Below are 14,760 nucleotides of genomic sequence, written 5' to 3' on the forward strand. Positions count from 1 at the left end.
AAAAACCTGGTAACGCGGGGTGGAGCAGCCCGGTAGCTCGTCAGGCTCATAACCTGAAGGCCGCAGGTTCAAATCCTGCCCCCGCAACCAATCTTCCCATGATCCCGACAAAGCCCCTCAAAGGGGCTTTTTTGCATTTATGCCCCAAACATCCAGACCGGCCAAGTGCACAAGCACCTCGTGCAAGGGCGGGGCCTAGCAATCGCGCGGAATGCGACCTTGCCCATCGAAATGAGCCATTTTGACGCAAGTTCTGGCCCATTGAGAGGACCGGGGAATGAAGCGCAATCGTTTTGCGGACGAACAGAGCATCGCGATTCTGGAGGAGCATGAGGCGGCCACGCCGGTCTCCGAACATTGTGGGAAGCGCGGCGTCAGTGATGCCGGCATCTACAAGCGGAAAGCCAAGGTCTGTGATTTTTATCTGTTAGGCCCTACCGTCCCGGGCGGTCGTTCGAGTGCGTCGGCACTGAACACTGCCCCTCTCGTCGCTACTGATCCCATGCCGCTTGCGCGCTGCGACTGGATCTAGCTCTTAGAATTAAGACAGTATCGCCAGTCCGGAGATAGAGAGCTAAGCGGCCGCCAGTTGCCGGCCGCGTGGCATAGTGACCGCGAAGACGGCGAGACCAGCAAAGGTGAGGCAGAACCCCGCCCACGCCACTGAAAGAAGCCCATAACCCGCGCCAATCGTGAACCCACCTGCTGCGGCGCCTATGGCGTTCGATACGTTAAAGGCCGCGAGGCTCATCGCACCCATCAATGTCGGTGCATCTGGAGCGAGCTTGGTCATGCGAACTGAGACTGTGGGTATAGCAATGAACATTGTCGTGCCAATGCCAAATAGTCCAACCATCATTACAGCGATGTTCGCACCAAGCGTTGCCAAGGCGGCTAGGACGACCAAGGCGATACCAAATCCCAGAACGAGCCCGCGTGCGGGATATGCGTCGGCTAGCCGTCCGCCGATAAAATTGCCGACTGTCATTCCGATGCCGAAGATGGCAAGGGCAACTGGGATCCATTCCGGATCAAGCATGGCAACGTCGGTCACGAACGGCCCGACAAATGTGTAGATCGCGAAAATACTGGAGACCCCAAGAGCCGCAACCAACATCATTGCCCATACGGAGAACCTGCGAAGAGCTTTCAGCTCTTGCCGAATTGATCCACCATCGAGTTCGGGGGTCGTCGGGACCCAGGCCCACAGGGCCGCAAGCGACACCGCGCTCGCGGCAGCAACGGTGAGATATGTGTTCCGCCATCCTATCGTCTGACCGAGAAAGGTTGCCAGGGGCGATCCGATGATGGTGGCGACGGTCAACCCCATCATAACGAGAGCAAATGCCTTTCCCCCACGTCCAGGCCCCATGATGTATGTGGCGACCACGGCTCCTGCACCGAAGTAAGCGCCCTGGGGAAGGCCACTGACAAAGCGCGCGATAGCGAACATTGCGAGATTTGGCGCACTCGCGGAAAGCACGTTTCCCACGACAAAGAGCGCCATCAGACCAAGGAGCAGGGTACGGCGATTGAGCCGAGCCGCTGCGAGTGTTACCAGGGGCGCCCCGACGACCACTCCTAACGCGTAGGCCGTGATGGCGTTGGTAGCCTCTGGAATACTAATCTCGAGCGACTGAGAGAAAAGCTGCAATATCCCCATGCTCGCGAATTCGGACGTCCCGATACAGAAGCTGCCGAGCGCAAGGGAAAATAGCGTGAATCCACACATCCGCCTTTGCCGGGCATCGGTGCAATGAACGCCAAGCGCGTTGATCTGAGCATCGTATCCTTGGTTCAGCATCGTTCTTCCAATCGTGTTTCGGGCCGCAAGTTGCGGCAGTTGGCAAGATCTAAGGCCACAGGAGTCACCAGCCTCCGCTGGTGAAGAAGCCTGGGGCAGTGCTCAATTGTCGATCGGCAGCGGTGCTAGCGGATCGACAGGACCGGCATTGCGCAGCTCGCGCCAAAGGTCGGCGGGAATGTCGCGGAACATGTTGCCGAGCGGTGCAGCGCCGAAGCCGAGCTTCCCTGGGAGAAGTTCCTTGAGTTTCATCGTCTGGTCCTTCGCTGGCTTTTGATCCTGGCCGGCAAACGCACGGAGATGCCGTGACAAAAGACGACGGGCCGACCTGAGACTGTTACACGTCCACGGAGCACGCCACTTTGGAAGCCAGTTCAAAAATTCGCTCCGTATTGGAGCAACCTAGTAAGTGTCGCCTGACGATCGAACTCCAGGACGCCGTGCGTAAACTGAGGGGCGCCCGGTCTGGTGAACCCGCTGGGCGCAGTTCCATCAGAACGTCATCCAGACACGTCAATCGGGTGCAAGGCCACCGATGCTAGAGGGTCCGGCGCAGGTGGACAGTCAAAGCTGGTTAAAGATCGGGAAAATCGCTACCAGGATGGACGCCAAAGCAGGCGCGGCCAGATATCCATGGCTTTAAAGGTTTGACAACTTTTCACCGATTGATCGCGGGGCGATACCAGAGGCCGCCTGGTTTGCGTTATGCGGCGATGGCATCCAGCAAGTCGCAAGATGCTGCTTGGCGCTGCCAGGCCAAAGACCTTCGGGAGCGACCCTGTTTCTTTCGAGGCGATCTGTGTGTGTCGATTGGCCCTGAGAGGTAAATTCTCAGGGCAAATCGACACCAGCACTACTCAACCGACCGTCCTACGGCCGCTAGCGTCCGGCATCACCGGGTTTTTCGCCAGCCAGCCATGGATCGAATGCACCACGACTGAGCCCTCGCCGACACTCGAGGCGACCCGCTTCACGGATTGGGCGCGAACGTCGCCAACCGCGAATATTCCTGGGATGCTTGTCGCATAGGGCGAACTGTTCGATGCATCGGCGCCAGTCAGGATAAAGCCCCGATCATCGAGTTCCACGCAACCGTCAAGCCAGTCGGTATTCGGGAGGGCCCCGATCATCAGGAAAAGGTTCGAGACGGCATGTTCGAACTCATTTTTACCGCGTTGTCGCCATCGGATGCTCGAAAGGCAACTCTCGCCGAAGAGTGAGGTGATCTCGCTGCGGGTGTGCAAGGTGATCCTGGGAGATTGGACTATGCGACCGACAAGATAGTCAGACATGGTGTCCGAAAGTCCATCGCCTCTAACAAGCAGATGCACGTGCCGGGCCTGTGACGACAGGAAGATCGTTGCTTGCCCGGCGGAATTTCCACCGCCCACGACCGCGACTTCAGCGTCTTCGCAAAGCTGCGCCTCGATTGACGTGGCCGCGTAGTGAATTCCCTTGCCTTCGAAGCGCTGAGACTCGGGAATATCCAACCTTCGATATCTTGCGCCAGTCGCCACAACGACAGACCGGCCAAAGACAACACCGCCTCCGTCGAGATGCACTCCGAATGGATAGCGCGAGCAGTCGAGACGCAACGCCGCATCGGCGACGACGAACCGCGCGCCGAACTTCTGAGCCTGTATTTGTGCTCTCCGAGCAAGGTCCTGTCCCGAGATACCCATCGGAAAGCCGAGATAATTCTCAATCCGGGAACTGGTGCCTGCCTGACCACCGGGGCCGACCGCCTCGATGACCACTGTGTCCAAGCCCTCGGATGCGGCATAGACTGCTGCGGCGAGACCCGATGGCCCGGCACCAACGATAACCACGTCATATACATGGGAGGGACTTAGCCGCTCGGTTATTCCCAGAGCCTCTGCAAGGTCGCGGTTTGTGGGCTGAGTAAGGACCTTGGCACCATTCAGTACAACGATCGGCAGGTTGCCGGCGTCGGCATGAAAAGACTCCATTGCCGCTCGTGCGTCGTCGTCGGCGTCAGTGTCCAGGCAACGATATGGGTACCCGTTCCTTTCCAGGAAAGTCTGAATGCGGACGGTATCTCCGGCGTGGCAATCGCCCACGACCACCGTGCCGCCTTCGGCGTGTTCCAGAAGGCGAGCACGCCTGAGAATGAATGCGCGAAGGATAATCTCTCCTATATCCGGTTCTGCGCGGACCAATTGGAGAAGGGCGGCGCGGGGTAGGCGGATGACTGAGGTCGGAACAAGGGCCCTGGCGCAGACCAGCACCGCTCTTTCGCTTAGATGATGTAGCTCTCCGGTAAACTGATGTTGGCGGTGCGTGGCGATAAGCACGTGTCCGGCTCGTCCGTCGCTTTCGAACACATCGACGGCGCCCTCCATAACGACGAAGAAATCGACTTCCCGATCACCAACTTCATACAAGTAATCTCCGCCGTCGAAATGATCGCTTCGCCCGAAATGGGCAACGCGTGCCACCATTTCCGAGGTCAGGCGCGGAAATGCTTCGCCTGGGATTTCGCCTAGCGTAGCAGAGATCGGGCTGCTGGCAGTGCTGACGTCGCCCTCGTCGACCATCAGAAGTACCTCGGTATTGGCCCGCGTTGCGGCGTTTTGTCGGGAAGTTCGACGAGTTGCTCGTCAACATAGCACCAGCCCCATCCTTCCGGCGGATCATAGCCTTCGATAATCGGATGAGCCGTGGCACGATAATGCGCGGTCGCGTGTTTGCCGGGCGAGCTGTCGCAGCAGCCGACATGCCCGCACGTCCGGCACAGCCTCAGATGCACCCATGCGGTGCCAGATGCGAGGCATTCCTCACATCCAAGGGACTGGGGAACGACGCGGGAGAGGCCGAGCGTATGTGCGCAGGATTGTGACATCTGTTCTCCTGAGTGCGAGCGTACGCTTTGCCATACCGTTCAGCAAGAAATGCTCCACGAGAAGCCTATCGTGATCGGTCGGGGCTGCAGGTTAAAAGATGCGTATCCTCGCAAAATTCAGGGAATCTTGCACGGCTGTGCTGTTCGGACGCTGGTCGAGCCTCATGGTTGGCGCGAGTTGGTCAACTGCCTTTGTTTCGTTTTCGGGGGATGCCGAGGGATCGCGCAATATTGGTGAATGCCAGATTTAACGCGCGTTTACCGACCTTTACACGCAGCGCCAGGAACAGATGGTAGCTTCCATCCAACGAAAGCGACGGAAAGCGTCGCCCGAACGGTGTGAATAGCTCCAATGGATACGGAATGTGCGGCAGAACGATCAGCCGTCATCAGATACCCGAGGATCTGAGATGACCCGGCTTATAACGACCCTTACTTTGGATGACGCCAAACTGATGCTGTCAGCGGCTGAAGCAAAGGCGGCGGAATTTGCCATCGCTTACAATATCGCAGTGGTCGATGCAGGAGGACATCTGATTGCCTTCGTCCGGCAGGACGACGCGCTGATCGGCAGCATCGATCTGGCAATCAAGAAGGCGGTCACGGCGCGGCTCTTCGACAAGAAGACGGACTATCTGGCAAAACTGGCCCAGCCCGGCGAACCGCTCTTCGGCATTCATCAGAGTAACGACGGCAACGTCATCATATTTGGCGGCGGGCTCCCCGTCGTCCGTGGGGGACGGTTGATCGGCGCCGTGGGAGCAAGCGCGGGCTCGGTGGAGCAAGACATCGCTGTCGCTCAGGCCGGCGTGTGCGCGATGGACGCGCAACTCGAGCAAGAGAGGCAATCCGACACCTCAAGAAGGGAGCAAGGAAGATGACAGCCAATATCGAAGGAAAAGTCGTGCTGATCACCGGTGGCGGCACGGGCCTGGGCGCGGAGACCGCCCAGATGCTCGCCTCGAAGGGAGCGAAGGTTGCGATCGCCGCCCGTCGGCGCGGCAAGCTCGACGAGGTTGCTTCCAATATTGTGTCCTCGGGCGGCAAGGCAAAAGCCTATGAGCTCGACGTAGCAAACAGGGGCCAGTTCCAGTCAGTCGCGAACGCGGTGGCATCCGATTTTGGCAAGCTGGATGTCCTGGTCAACAATGCCGGGCTGATGCCGATCCGTCCGATGGCGGAAGTGAATACGGATGAATGGGACGCGATGATCGACGTCAACCTTAGGGGCACGCTCTATGGCATCGCCGCGGTGCTGCCGATGTTCATCAAGCAGGAGGCCGGCCACATCATCAACATCAGCTCCGTCGCGGGCGTGAAAGTCTTCGCGCCGGGCGGCACAGTCTATTCCGGCACCAAGTTCGCCGTCCGGGCCATCTCCGAGGGGTTGCGCCAGGAGATCGGCAGCAAGATCAAGGTGACCTCGATCGAACCCGGTGCTGTGGAGAGCGATCTCAAGCACACGACAAGCGGCACGTCGCAGGGCGCGGTCATGGAATTCTACAAGTCAGCGATCCCCGCCAGCTCTGTTGCCAGAGCGATCACTTTTGCCATCGAGCAACCGGCGGACGTGGACATCAACGAGATCGTGCTGCGTCCGACGGCACAGGAGTTCTGATCGGGCGATCAATTTCGCGCGGCCGAGTGTCCAGATTTTCAGAGCCGGTCTTTCGCGACCCGAAATTGAAAGGAGAATGTGACATGGCGTATCAGAGCGTAAACCCGGCGACCGGGAAGGTCCTCAAGACATTCAACAACCACAGCGACGACGAAATCGAAAGGGCGCTCACCCAGGCGCATTCCCTCTACAAGTCGCCGTGGTGCAAGAGGGACAGGACTCCCCGCCTCGAAGTCTTGCGCCGATTTGCCGAGCTAGTGAACGGTCGCGTCGACGACTTGGCTCGGATCCTGACCTTGGAAATGGGCAAGCGCATCAACGAAGCCCGCACCGAAGTGCGCATCACCGCAGACATCGCCCAATACTATGCCGACAACGCCGAAACCTTTCTCGCGCGCGAGAAGGTGGTGACGTCGAAGGGTGACGCCTGGCTCGAGTATCATCCGATCGGTGTCGTCGTCGCTGTCGAGCCCTGGAACTTTCCGTTCTACCAGTTGATCCGGGTGGCAGGACCAAACCTGGCGATCGGGAACCCCGTTCTTGCGAAACATGCGAGCATGGTGCCGCAGGCCGCGGTTGCTTTCGAGGAGCTCCTGGCGGAGGCGGGTGCGCCGGAGGGGGCATGGACAAATATCTTCGCGACGGGCGACCAGATCTCGAAGCTCATCGCTGACGATCGCGTTCAGGGCGTGGCTCTTACAGGTTCCGAGGGCGCGGGCAGCATCGTGGCGGCCAACGCGGGCAGGAACCTCAAGAAGTCGGTGATGGAGCTCGGCGGAAGTGATGTCTTCGTCGTTCTCGATGATGCTGACATCGACAAGGCCGTCGCCGTCGGCGTGGAAGCCAGACTCCGTGGATGCGGCCAGGTCTGCAACGGTGCCAAGCGATTCCTGATCCACGAAAAGGTCGCCGATGAGTTCGTGAAGAAACTTGCCGACAAGTTCACCAACACCAAGATCGGCGACCCCATGGACGAAACCGTCGGGCTGGGGCCGATGTCGTCCGTCGGAGCCCGCGACGATATCGCGGGGCAGGTCGAGCGCGCCGTAAAGGCCGGCGCCAAGGTTCTCGTCGGTGGGGCCGTGATCGAGGGGCCCGGCGCGTACTACAAACCTACAATCCTCACCAATGTATCGCGGGACAATCCCGCCTACTTCGAGGAATTCTTCGGTCCAGTGGCGCAGGTCCATGTTGTCAAGAGCGATGAGGACGTCGTCAGAATTGCGAACGACTCGAATTTCGGACTTTCCGGTGCCATCTTCACCGCCGACATCGAGCGCGCCAAGACCCTCGCTTCGCAGGTCGAAACCGGTTCCATGTGGATCAACACGTCTTCCTTTACGGGACCGGAGCTTCCGTTTGGTGGCGTCAAGAGATCCGGCTATGGCCGTGAACTAGCGGGCGCTGGCATCAAGGAGTTGGTGAACCAGAAGATGGTGCTTATCGCGCACTGATGGTTGTGTGAAACCATCGCGGTACGGTGAGAACCGCAAGCGTCGTGATGGGCCGCAGCAGGACCGCCCAAGCACTCTCGGTTTGTGTCGAGCCGCAAGGCCCCACCGGCTCGGTCATGGAGATCTGCACGAGCTTGGAAGGCCGTTGTCCTTCAGGACCTCTCGATGGCTTACATCTAATCAGACGAAATTCTTGCGCAGGTGAATTTGGTTTTTGAACGCATCATTTTCAATCAAGGAGAGAACCATGACCCAACACGTTCTGTTCATCGTGACCAACGCAGCCGTAATCGGCCCGCACAATCGCAAAACCGGCTTCTTTTTTGCGGAGGTCGCCCATCCTTTCGATGTGCTCGACAAAGCAGGAATCGCAATTGAATTCGCTTCACCCGCTGGGGGATGGACGCCCTATGACGCGTACGACGAGAAGGATTCTGCCCAGAAGGAATTTTTCGAGAGCAAAGCCTTTCGCCGATTGAATCGCAGCCGCAAGTTGTCCGAAGTGGACGCCGCCGACTACGACGCCATCTTGGTGCCGGGCGGCCTCGGACCCATGGTTGATATCCAGCGCAATGCGGATGTCCATAAAGCTGTTGTGCGCGCCTGGAGCACCGGTAAACTCGTGACCGCTGTTTGTCACGGTCCATGTGCTCTACTCGGCGTGGACCTCGGAGACGGAACACCGTTCGTGCGCGGCAAGAGGCTTACGTCATTCTCAAAAAAGGAGGAGTACGATTACGCACGCGATGACGTGCCCTACGAGCTTGAGGATGCGTTTAAAGCTGAGGGCGCCGAGTACTCGTCAGGGCCCAACTGGGAGCCCCATGTCGTCGTCGATGGCCGCCTCATCACCGGTCAGAATCCTGCCTCTGCGGGACCATTGGCAAAGGAGCTGGTAGCCGCCCTGAAGAAGTTGGCCTAATCGATGAACAAGCCGGGATAAGTCGTCGCGCCGCCATGGGTTCGATCCGGGCGAGATTCGAACAGCAACTGCTTGGCTCGAACGAAGCGCTAACCTCAGTCTGCATTTCCAGGTCTTTCTCCGGAAGCGGCCAGTCTCCTTCCGGCCCCGAAGCAGACCTCACGGCCTGATCTAAGAACAATTGCTTCTGAGCGAATCCGAAGAAGGCAACGACGGGGCGTCATCGATAGAAGCCGCCGACGTCGGACGAGTTTTGACGCAGGAAAGAGCCGCTTAGGCGGCTCTTTCCTTTGGTATCAGCGTGAGACCGAAAATGACGAGCCCGATCAGAGTGAGGGCGAAGCCCGCCCAGACGGCAGAGAGGAGGCCATAACCTGCCGCGATCGTGACACCACCCGCCCAGGCACCGACCGCATTCGCAACGTTCAGCGAGGCCAGGTTCATGGCGCCCATCAGGCTCGGGGCTTCTGGAGCGAAACGGCTGAGGCGCACCTGGATCGTCGGAATGGCGGCCATCATCGCGGCACCCACGCCGAACATGGCCGGGAAGAAGACCCAAGGACTGGCGCCACCGACAGCCAGCGCTGCCATGATGGCGAGCGCGCTGCCGAAGCCGAGCACTATGCCGCGGGCCGGATAGAGGTCGGCGAGCTTGCCGCCATAGACATTGCCGGCCGTCATGCCGACGCCGAAGAGCGCAAGGGCGACCGGGATCATTTCGGGCGTGACCTTGACGACGTCGGTCATAAGCGGGGCGATGAAGGTGTAGACCGCGAAGATGCTGGCGACACCAAGAGCCGCAACGACCATCACACCCCAGACCCGGCCCTTGCGCAGGGCGGAGAGCTCCTGGATGACCGGGACACCGTCAAGCGCCTTGGTGCGCGGCACCCACTGCCAGATGGCGCCGAATGCAAGCAACGACACGGCCGCGACAGCGAGATAGGTTTGGCGCCAGCCGATCGTCTGGCCGAGGAAGGTGGCGAGCGGCGAGCCGACGATCGTCGCGACGGTCAGGCCCGTCATGACAATGGCGAAGGCCTTGCCCGCTTGGCCAGGGCCGACGATGTAGGAAGCGACCACGGCGCCGGCGCCGAAATATGCCCCTTGGGGCAGACCGCTGACGAAGCGTGCCAACATCAGTAGGCCCAGGTTCGAAGCGAATGCTGATAACACGTTGCCGACGATAAACAGGCCCATGAGGAAGAGCAGAAGCGTGCGGCGATTGAGCCGTGCGGCGGCGAGTGTCACCAACGGGGCGCCGATAACGACACCGAAGGCATAGGCGGTTATCGCATTGGTGGCCTCGGGGACGCTAATGCCGAGGCTGTCAGAGAAGAGCTGGATGATGCCCATGCTGGCGAATTCGGAGGTCCCGATAGAGAAGCTACCGAGCGCCAGCGCAAGCAGTGTCAGATTTTGCGAGCGCACGGCGCCACCGGTCGGCGCGGGAACGTAGACTTGAGCTTCAGAGGTGATGGCCACGACGATGGTCCTTTCGACTGGGTGGAGAACAGTCGCTTCGAGGAACTCAAGTCCGGCGTGCTGCTCTGATGATTGAATCTCACATCGAGCCAAGGATCAGTAGACATCCAGACTTCCCATCATCTGAGAAGTAAATTCACAGATTGGTGCTTTCAGTCCGGCCATGCGGCGGTATGATGCCAATCATTGGTGAATTCAGATCCGGGATGACGTCATGGACAATCGTGCGGGCGAGATGATGGTATTTGTTCAGGTCGTGGAGGCCGGCAGTTTCTCGGAAGCCGCGCGGCTGCTGCTCATGACGCCCTCCACCGTTTCGAAACTCGTCGCCCGCCTTGAAAGCCGGCTGGGCATCCGGCTCGTCGAACGTTCGACGCGACGTCTGGCGCTGACAAAGGAGGGACAGTTCTACTACGAGCGAAGCCAGCGGCTTCTCGCCGATCTCGACGAAACCGAACAACAGATCGCGCAAGGGGGCGCCGAGCCAGAGGGGATGATCCGCGTCAGTTCCTCGGTCACCTTTGGCGTCGCGGCGCTCGAGCCAATCCTCCCGGCCTTCTGGGAGGCTTATCCCGGCATCGTCGTCGATCTCTCGCTGTCGGACGAAACGGTCGATCTTTATCTCGACCGGACCGATGTTGCGATCCGGGTGGGCAAGCTTCCCGACTCCAATCTCATGGCTCGGAAGATCGGTACAACTCGGCGGCGGATCGTCGCCTCGCCTACCTATCTCGAAAAGTGGGGTATGCCCGAGGCGCCCGAAGACCTGCTCAAGCACAACTGCCTCGGCTTCAACTTTCGCCGCGCCAATCCGGTCTGGCCGATGCGGGAGGGCGGCCGTATCGTTGAGCGCATGCTGAGCGGTTCGCTACTGGTCAACAATGGCGAAACGATCCGACGAATGGCGATTGCAGGAGTGGGGATAGGGCGCATTGCGGACTATCACGTCCGTGGCCCGATCGCGCGCGGAGAACTGGTCGAACTTCTCGCTGACAGCACGGTGTCGGATTTCGACGACATCCATGCGCTTTACCGGGGAGCGCAGTTGATGCCGGTGCGGGTGCGCGCCTTCCTCGATTTCACGGTGCCGCGCATGCAGAAATTTCTCGCCGCCGATCCGACGACAGAAGCCTCGCCCATGGTCGGATAGGCGAGGCTCTTTCGAGAAATCTATGCCTCAGCCCGCGATGGGAAGAGGGGCATCCGGATTGACCAGGCCGGCCTGACGAATCTCGCGCCAGAAATCCGCCGGGATCACCTCTTCGAGAGCAGCGCGATCCTCCGCGATGCGCCCCGGCTTGCTCGCGCCCGGAATGACGGCGGCAACGGCGGGGTGGCCGAGCGAGAATTGCAGCCCAGCCGCCTTCATGCTCACACCATGTCGATCGGCGATTGCCTTGATCCGCGCCACCTTGTCAAGAATTACAGGCGTTGCCGGGGCATACTCGAAGTTCGGGCCACCCACCAGCGCGCCGGAACTGTATGGGCCGCCGACGATAATGCCGAGTCCACGTTCGGCAACCTTCGGCATGACGCGCTGAAGGGCAAGGTCATGGTCGAGCAGCGTGTAGCGGCCGGCGAGCAGGAAGCCATCCGGGCGCGGGCCTTCCAGCGCGAGCAGGAGTTCGATCGGCTCGACCCGGTTGACGCCAAGGCCCCAGGCCTTGATCACGCCTTCGTCGCGCAACCGGTCGAGTGCTTTGAAGGCGCCCTTGCGCGCGCTTTCGAAAACGCTGAGCCACTCGTCGCCATAAAAATCCTGGGCGACGTCATGCACGAAGGCGAGTTCGATGTGATCGGTGTTGAGCCTCTTGAGGCTATCCTCGATCGAACGCAGGGTCCCGTCTTCAGAGTAGTCGTTGACGATCTTGTTAGGGCGTCCGTATTTGAAGACATCGCCCTTCTCGCCGAGGTCGCGGGCGCTGACATCTTCGATCTCATCGAGGATGACCCGGCCAACCTTGGTGCTGATCACATATTGGTCGCGCGGCTTGTTCGCAAGCGCCTGGCCTATGCGGATCTCGGCGAGGCCGGCGCCATAGAACGGCGCGTTGTCATAATAGCGAATACCATCGTTCCAGGCGGCCTCGACGGTTGCCAACGCCTCTTCCTCCGGAATATCGCGAAACATGTTGCCGAGCGGGGCTGCGCCAAAACCGAGCTTGCTCGGCAGAATATCCTTGAGAGTCATCATCTTATCCTTTCGATCTGGCTTGTGTGAACCACGTCAAGACCGTGTCGGATATAGAGATAGAGGAGGTGGGTCACGACCGGTAGTCACTGGAGCTTCCCAGGATATGCGAAGAAAATTCATAGATCCGGCCGGGGATTGCAAAGTCGTCGCCCGAAAGAGCGGAAATCATTCCCCGTTGGCAGTGGTGTAAGAATTTGTCGATCTGGAAATCGGGCCTCCTTGGAAACCCCAATTTTCTGCCCACCCTAAAGCGACGATGCCGCCTTTGCGACAAAGTCCGCGATGACAACGGGCTGCGAAAGTGCCATGCACGAGAACGACCGCATTGATTGCGATAGCTATACCCCTCGTGTTGATTGTTGCCCAAGACCTGACGACCCGCCGCAACATAGCGGCCAAGTACGCTGACACTATCGAATAGAAAGCATTGTCTGGGCAGATGGGTTAGACTTGAATATCGATTGAGGCTGCGGGCTATCGGGTTGCCCTGGCAAGGCGGGGTCCTGCCAGCGCGAGCTTGAGACGCATTCCAGCTGTGCTCTTCGCCGCCTATCGGCCCAATGCGGTCATTGTTTGGGTCCGTCTGCCCCAGGTTCAACGACGGCGCCTCGTTCTCAGTCAAAACGCGATCGTTGTCGGTTCACCCGAGTCTAGTTTGCGCCCCCCGGAGAGTTCTGCAGGTTTTGCATCACCTGGTCGATTGAGAAGCTTCCGGGCTTCTGCCGCGGCGGATACTCCTTGAAGGTCTCAAGGAATTTGGCGACGTAAGCCTGTGCCGGTACCATCACGAACAGGTGCTCGACGCGCCACCGTTCATAATCCATACCTTCGTGGTCAGCGGTCTCGAACGGATCGGAACGCAGGTTGAACAGTTTCGGCAGGCGCAGCGGGACGAAAGGTTCCTGCCACACGTCGAGTCCTTCGGCACGTTGCTCGGCGAAGACGATTTTCCACTGATCATATCGAAGGCCCACCAGCGTTCCGTCGTCCACGAAATAGATGAACTCCCGTCGGGGGTCCGGCCCGCGGCCTGCCAGGTAGTCGGTTATATTATAGCCGTCGAGGTGGACCTTGTAGGTCTTGGGACCGGCGGCAAAACCCTGCAGCAGCTTCTCCTTGACGTCAGGCTCGCCAGCAGCAGCAACGAGCGTCGGAATCCAGTCCTCATGGGCGATCACATCGTTGTAGATCGTCCCTGGTGCGATCGTGCCGGGCCAGCGCACGGCGCAAGGCACGCGGAACCCACCTTCCCAGTTGGTGTTCTTTTCCCCGCGGAAGGGTGACTGACCGCCATCCGGCCAGGTGAATTTTTCCGCGCCGTTGTCGGTCGAGTACATGACGATCGTGTTTTCGGCGAACCCGAGATCATCCAGTGCCTTCAGCATCTGGCCGACCATTTCGTCGTGTTCCACCATACCGTCCGGATAGATGCCAAGTCCAGTCTTGCCTTGGCTTTCCGCCTTCAGCCTTGTCCACACATGCATGCGCGTCGAGTTCCACCACAGGAAGAATGGCTTGTCCTGTTCCTTGGCGCGCTTCAAAAAATCAATCGCGGCGTCAGTGACCTCCTGGTCGATCGTCTCCATCCGCTTCTTCGTGAGCGGCCCGGTATTCTCGATCCGCCCGTCGGCATAGGAATGGAGCACGCCGCGCGGGCCGAACTTCTGCCTGAACTCCGGATTTTTCGGATAATCCGGATGTTCCGGCTCGTCTTCGGCATTGAGATGATAGAGCGAGCCGAAGAACTCGTCGAAACCGTGTGCAGTTGGCAGATGCTCGTCGAGGTCGCCAAGGTGGTTCTTGCCGAACTGACCCGTCATGTAGCCATGGGGCTTGAGGAGGTCAGCGAGGGTCGGGTCTTCCGCCTGCATTCCTTCCTTAGCGCCAGGCAGCCCGACCTTTAGCAGGCCTGTGCGATAAGGCGACTGGCCGGTGATGAAGGCTGCGCGGCCAGCCGTACAACTCTGCTGTCCGTAGTAGTCGGTGAACAGTCCGCCTTCTTTCGCTATCCGATCGATGTTGGGCGTCTTGTAGCCCATCATTCCTTGGTTACAGGCGCTAATGTTCCAGTATCCGATGTCGTCCCCCCACAGAATGAGGATGTTCGGAGGCCTTGTGGTGGTCTGTGCCTTGGCGGACCGCTCCAGGGACGGCAACGGGATCGCGGACGCGGCGAGTGCGGTACTCCCAAGCAGCAGGAGGCTTCGGCGGGTAATGCCCCTGCGGGTCAAGTCGCCTTTGACAGCCTGAGTTTCGTCGATGCGCCCGTCCATCACTTTCTCCTCCGGCAATTCTCCTCGATTGCGATCGGTCGTGAGCAATCACGATCGGTCGCAACACTACCCGGAAGCGTATTTTATTGATGAAGTAGGCGCTACTTGATTACTGCAACGAGCAGCCGCAGAGTGCCACTCGTTATT

12 protein-coding genes, 1 tRNA gene and 1 pseudogene are annotated in these 14,760 nt (G+C 59.5%); 7 read left to right on the plus strand and 7 right to left on the minus strand.

The genetic code is table 11. The features are described from left to right. Positions 1–13 precede the first annotated feature (13 nt). Positions 14–90: transfer RNA gene (locus tag EV286_RS12850), tRNA-Met, on the plus strand. A gap of 187 nt (positions 91–277) precedes the next feature. Further along, positions 278–409: pseudogene (locus EV286_RS12855) on the plus strand (transposase); the annotation flags it as partial. Between the two features lie 165 nt (positions 410–574). On the opposite strand, the gene EV286_RS12860 reads toward EV286_RS12855, so the two are convergent. The 4 genes from EV286_RS12860 to EV286_RS12870 all read right to left on the minus strand — a co-directional run bounded on the left by EV286_RS12860 (position 575) and on the right by EV286_RS12870 (position 4,667). Next, a complete protein-coding gene (locus EV286_RS12860; RefSeq protein ID WP_245500713.1) occupies positions 575–1,732 on the minus strand; it encodes an MFS transporter in 1,158 nt (385 codons plus the stop codon). Between the two features lie 174 nt (positions 1,733–1,906). Beyond that, complete coding sequence (locus tag EV286_RS31945; protein WP_165932835.1) at positions 1,907–2,056, minus strand: hypothetical protein; 150 nt, start codon at positions 2,054–2,056, stop codon at positions 1,907–1,909. 605 nt (positions 2,057–2,661) lie between these two features. After that, complete coding sequence (locus EV286_RS12865) at positions 2,662–4,362, minus strand: cyclic nucleotide-binding domain-containing thioredoxin-disulfide reductase (protein ID WP_132957543.1); 1,701 nt, start codon at positions 4,360–4,362, stop codon at positions 2,662–2,664. Next, positions 4,362–4,667 (minus strand): UBP-type zinc finger domain-containing protein, encoded by a 306-nt coding sequence (locus tag EV286_RS12870; protein WP_132957544.1) that lies wholly within the window; start codon positions 4,665–4,667, stop codon positions 4,362–4,364. Before EV286_RS12870 ends, EV286_RS12865 begins: the two co-directional genes overlap by 1 nt. Positions 4,668–5,077: 410 nt before the next feature. Between EV286_RS12870 and EV286_RS12875 the strand changes: the two genes are divergently transcribed. From EV286_RS12875 to EV286_RS12890, 4 genes are all read left to right on the plus strand, one after another. Next, complete coding sequence (locus tag EV286_RS12875) at positions 5,078–5,548, plus strand: heme-binding protein (protein ID WP_132958046.1); 471 nt, start codon at positions 5,078–5,080, stop codon at positions 5,546–5,548. Further along, on the plus strand, positions 5,545–6,285 hold the full coding sequence (locus EV286_RS12880) for an SDR family oxidoreductase (RefSeq protein ID WP_132957545.1): 741 nt from the start codon (positions 5,545–5,547) through the stop codon (positions 6,283–6,285). The genes EV286_RS12875 and EV286_RS12880 overlap by 4 nt, the downstream gene beginning before the upstream one ends. Positions 6,286–6,368: 83 nt before the next feature. Beyond that, positions 6,369–7,739 (plus strand): NAD-dependent succinate-semialdehyde dehydrogenase, encoded by a 1,371-nt coding sequence (locus tag EV286_RS12885; protein WP_132957546.1) that lies wholly within the window; start codon positions 6,369–6,371, stop codon positions 7,737–7,739. 247 nt (positions 7,740–7,986) lie between these two features. Continuing rightward, positions 7,987–8,661, plus strand: coding sequence for a type 1 glutamine amidotransferase domain-containing protein (locus tag EV286_RS12890; RefSeq protein WP_132957547.1), 675 nt, complete (start codon positions 7,987–7,989; stop codon positions 8,659–8,661). A gap of 273 nt (positions 8,662–8,934) precedes the next feature. Here the strand turns inward: EV286_RS12890 and EV286_RS12895 are convergent, their stop codons facing one another. Further along, on the minus strand, positions 8,935–10,146 hold the full coding sequence (locus EV286_RS12895; RefSeq protein ID WP_132957548.1) for an MFS transporter: 1,212 nt from the start codon (positions 10,144–10,146) through the stop codon (positions 8,935–8,937). A gap of 214 nt (positions 10,147–10,360) precedes the next feature. Between EV286_RS12895 and EV286_RS12900 the strand changes: the two genes are divergently transcribed. Continuing rightward, the gene (locus EV286_RS12900) at positions 10,361–11,296 is read left to right on the plus strand and encodes a LysR family transcriptional regulator (protein WP_132957549.1); all 936 of its coding nucleotides are present in this window, start codon (positions 10,361–10,363) and stop codon (positions 11,294–11,296) included. A 27-nt stretch (positions 11,297–11,323) separates the two neighbouring features. Here the strand turns inward: EV286_RS12900 and EV286_RS12905 are convergent, their stop codons facing one another. Together EV286_RS12905 and EV286_RS12910 are read right to left on the minus strand one after the other, a co-directional pair. Next, the gene (locus EV286_RS12905) at positions 11,324–12,337 is read right to left on the minus strand and encodes an aldo/keto reductase (RefSeq protein WP_132958047.1); all 1,014 of its coding nucleotides are present in this window, start codon (positions 12,335–12,337) and stop codon (positions 11,324–11,326) included. Positions 12,338–12,990: 653 nt separating this feature from the next. After that, entirely contained in the window at positions 12,991–14,613 is a 1,623-nt protein-coding gene (locus EV286_RS12910) for an arylsulfatase (protein WP_132957550.1), read from the minus strand. Positions 14,614–14,760 lie beyond the last annotated feature (147 nt).

The sequence above is a fragment of the Rhizobium sp. BK251 genome (genome assembly GCF_004345245.1).
Lineage (GTDB): Bacteria > Pseudomonadota > Alphaproteobacteria > Rhizobiales > Rhizobiaceae > Rhizobium.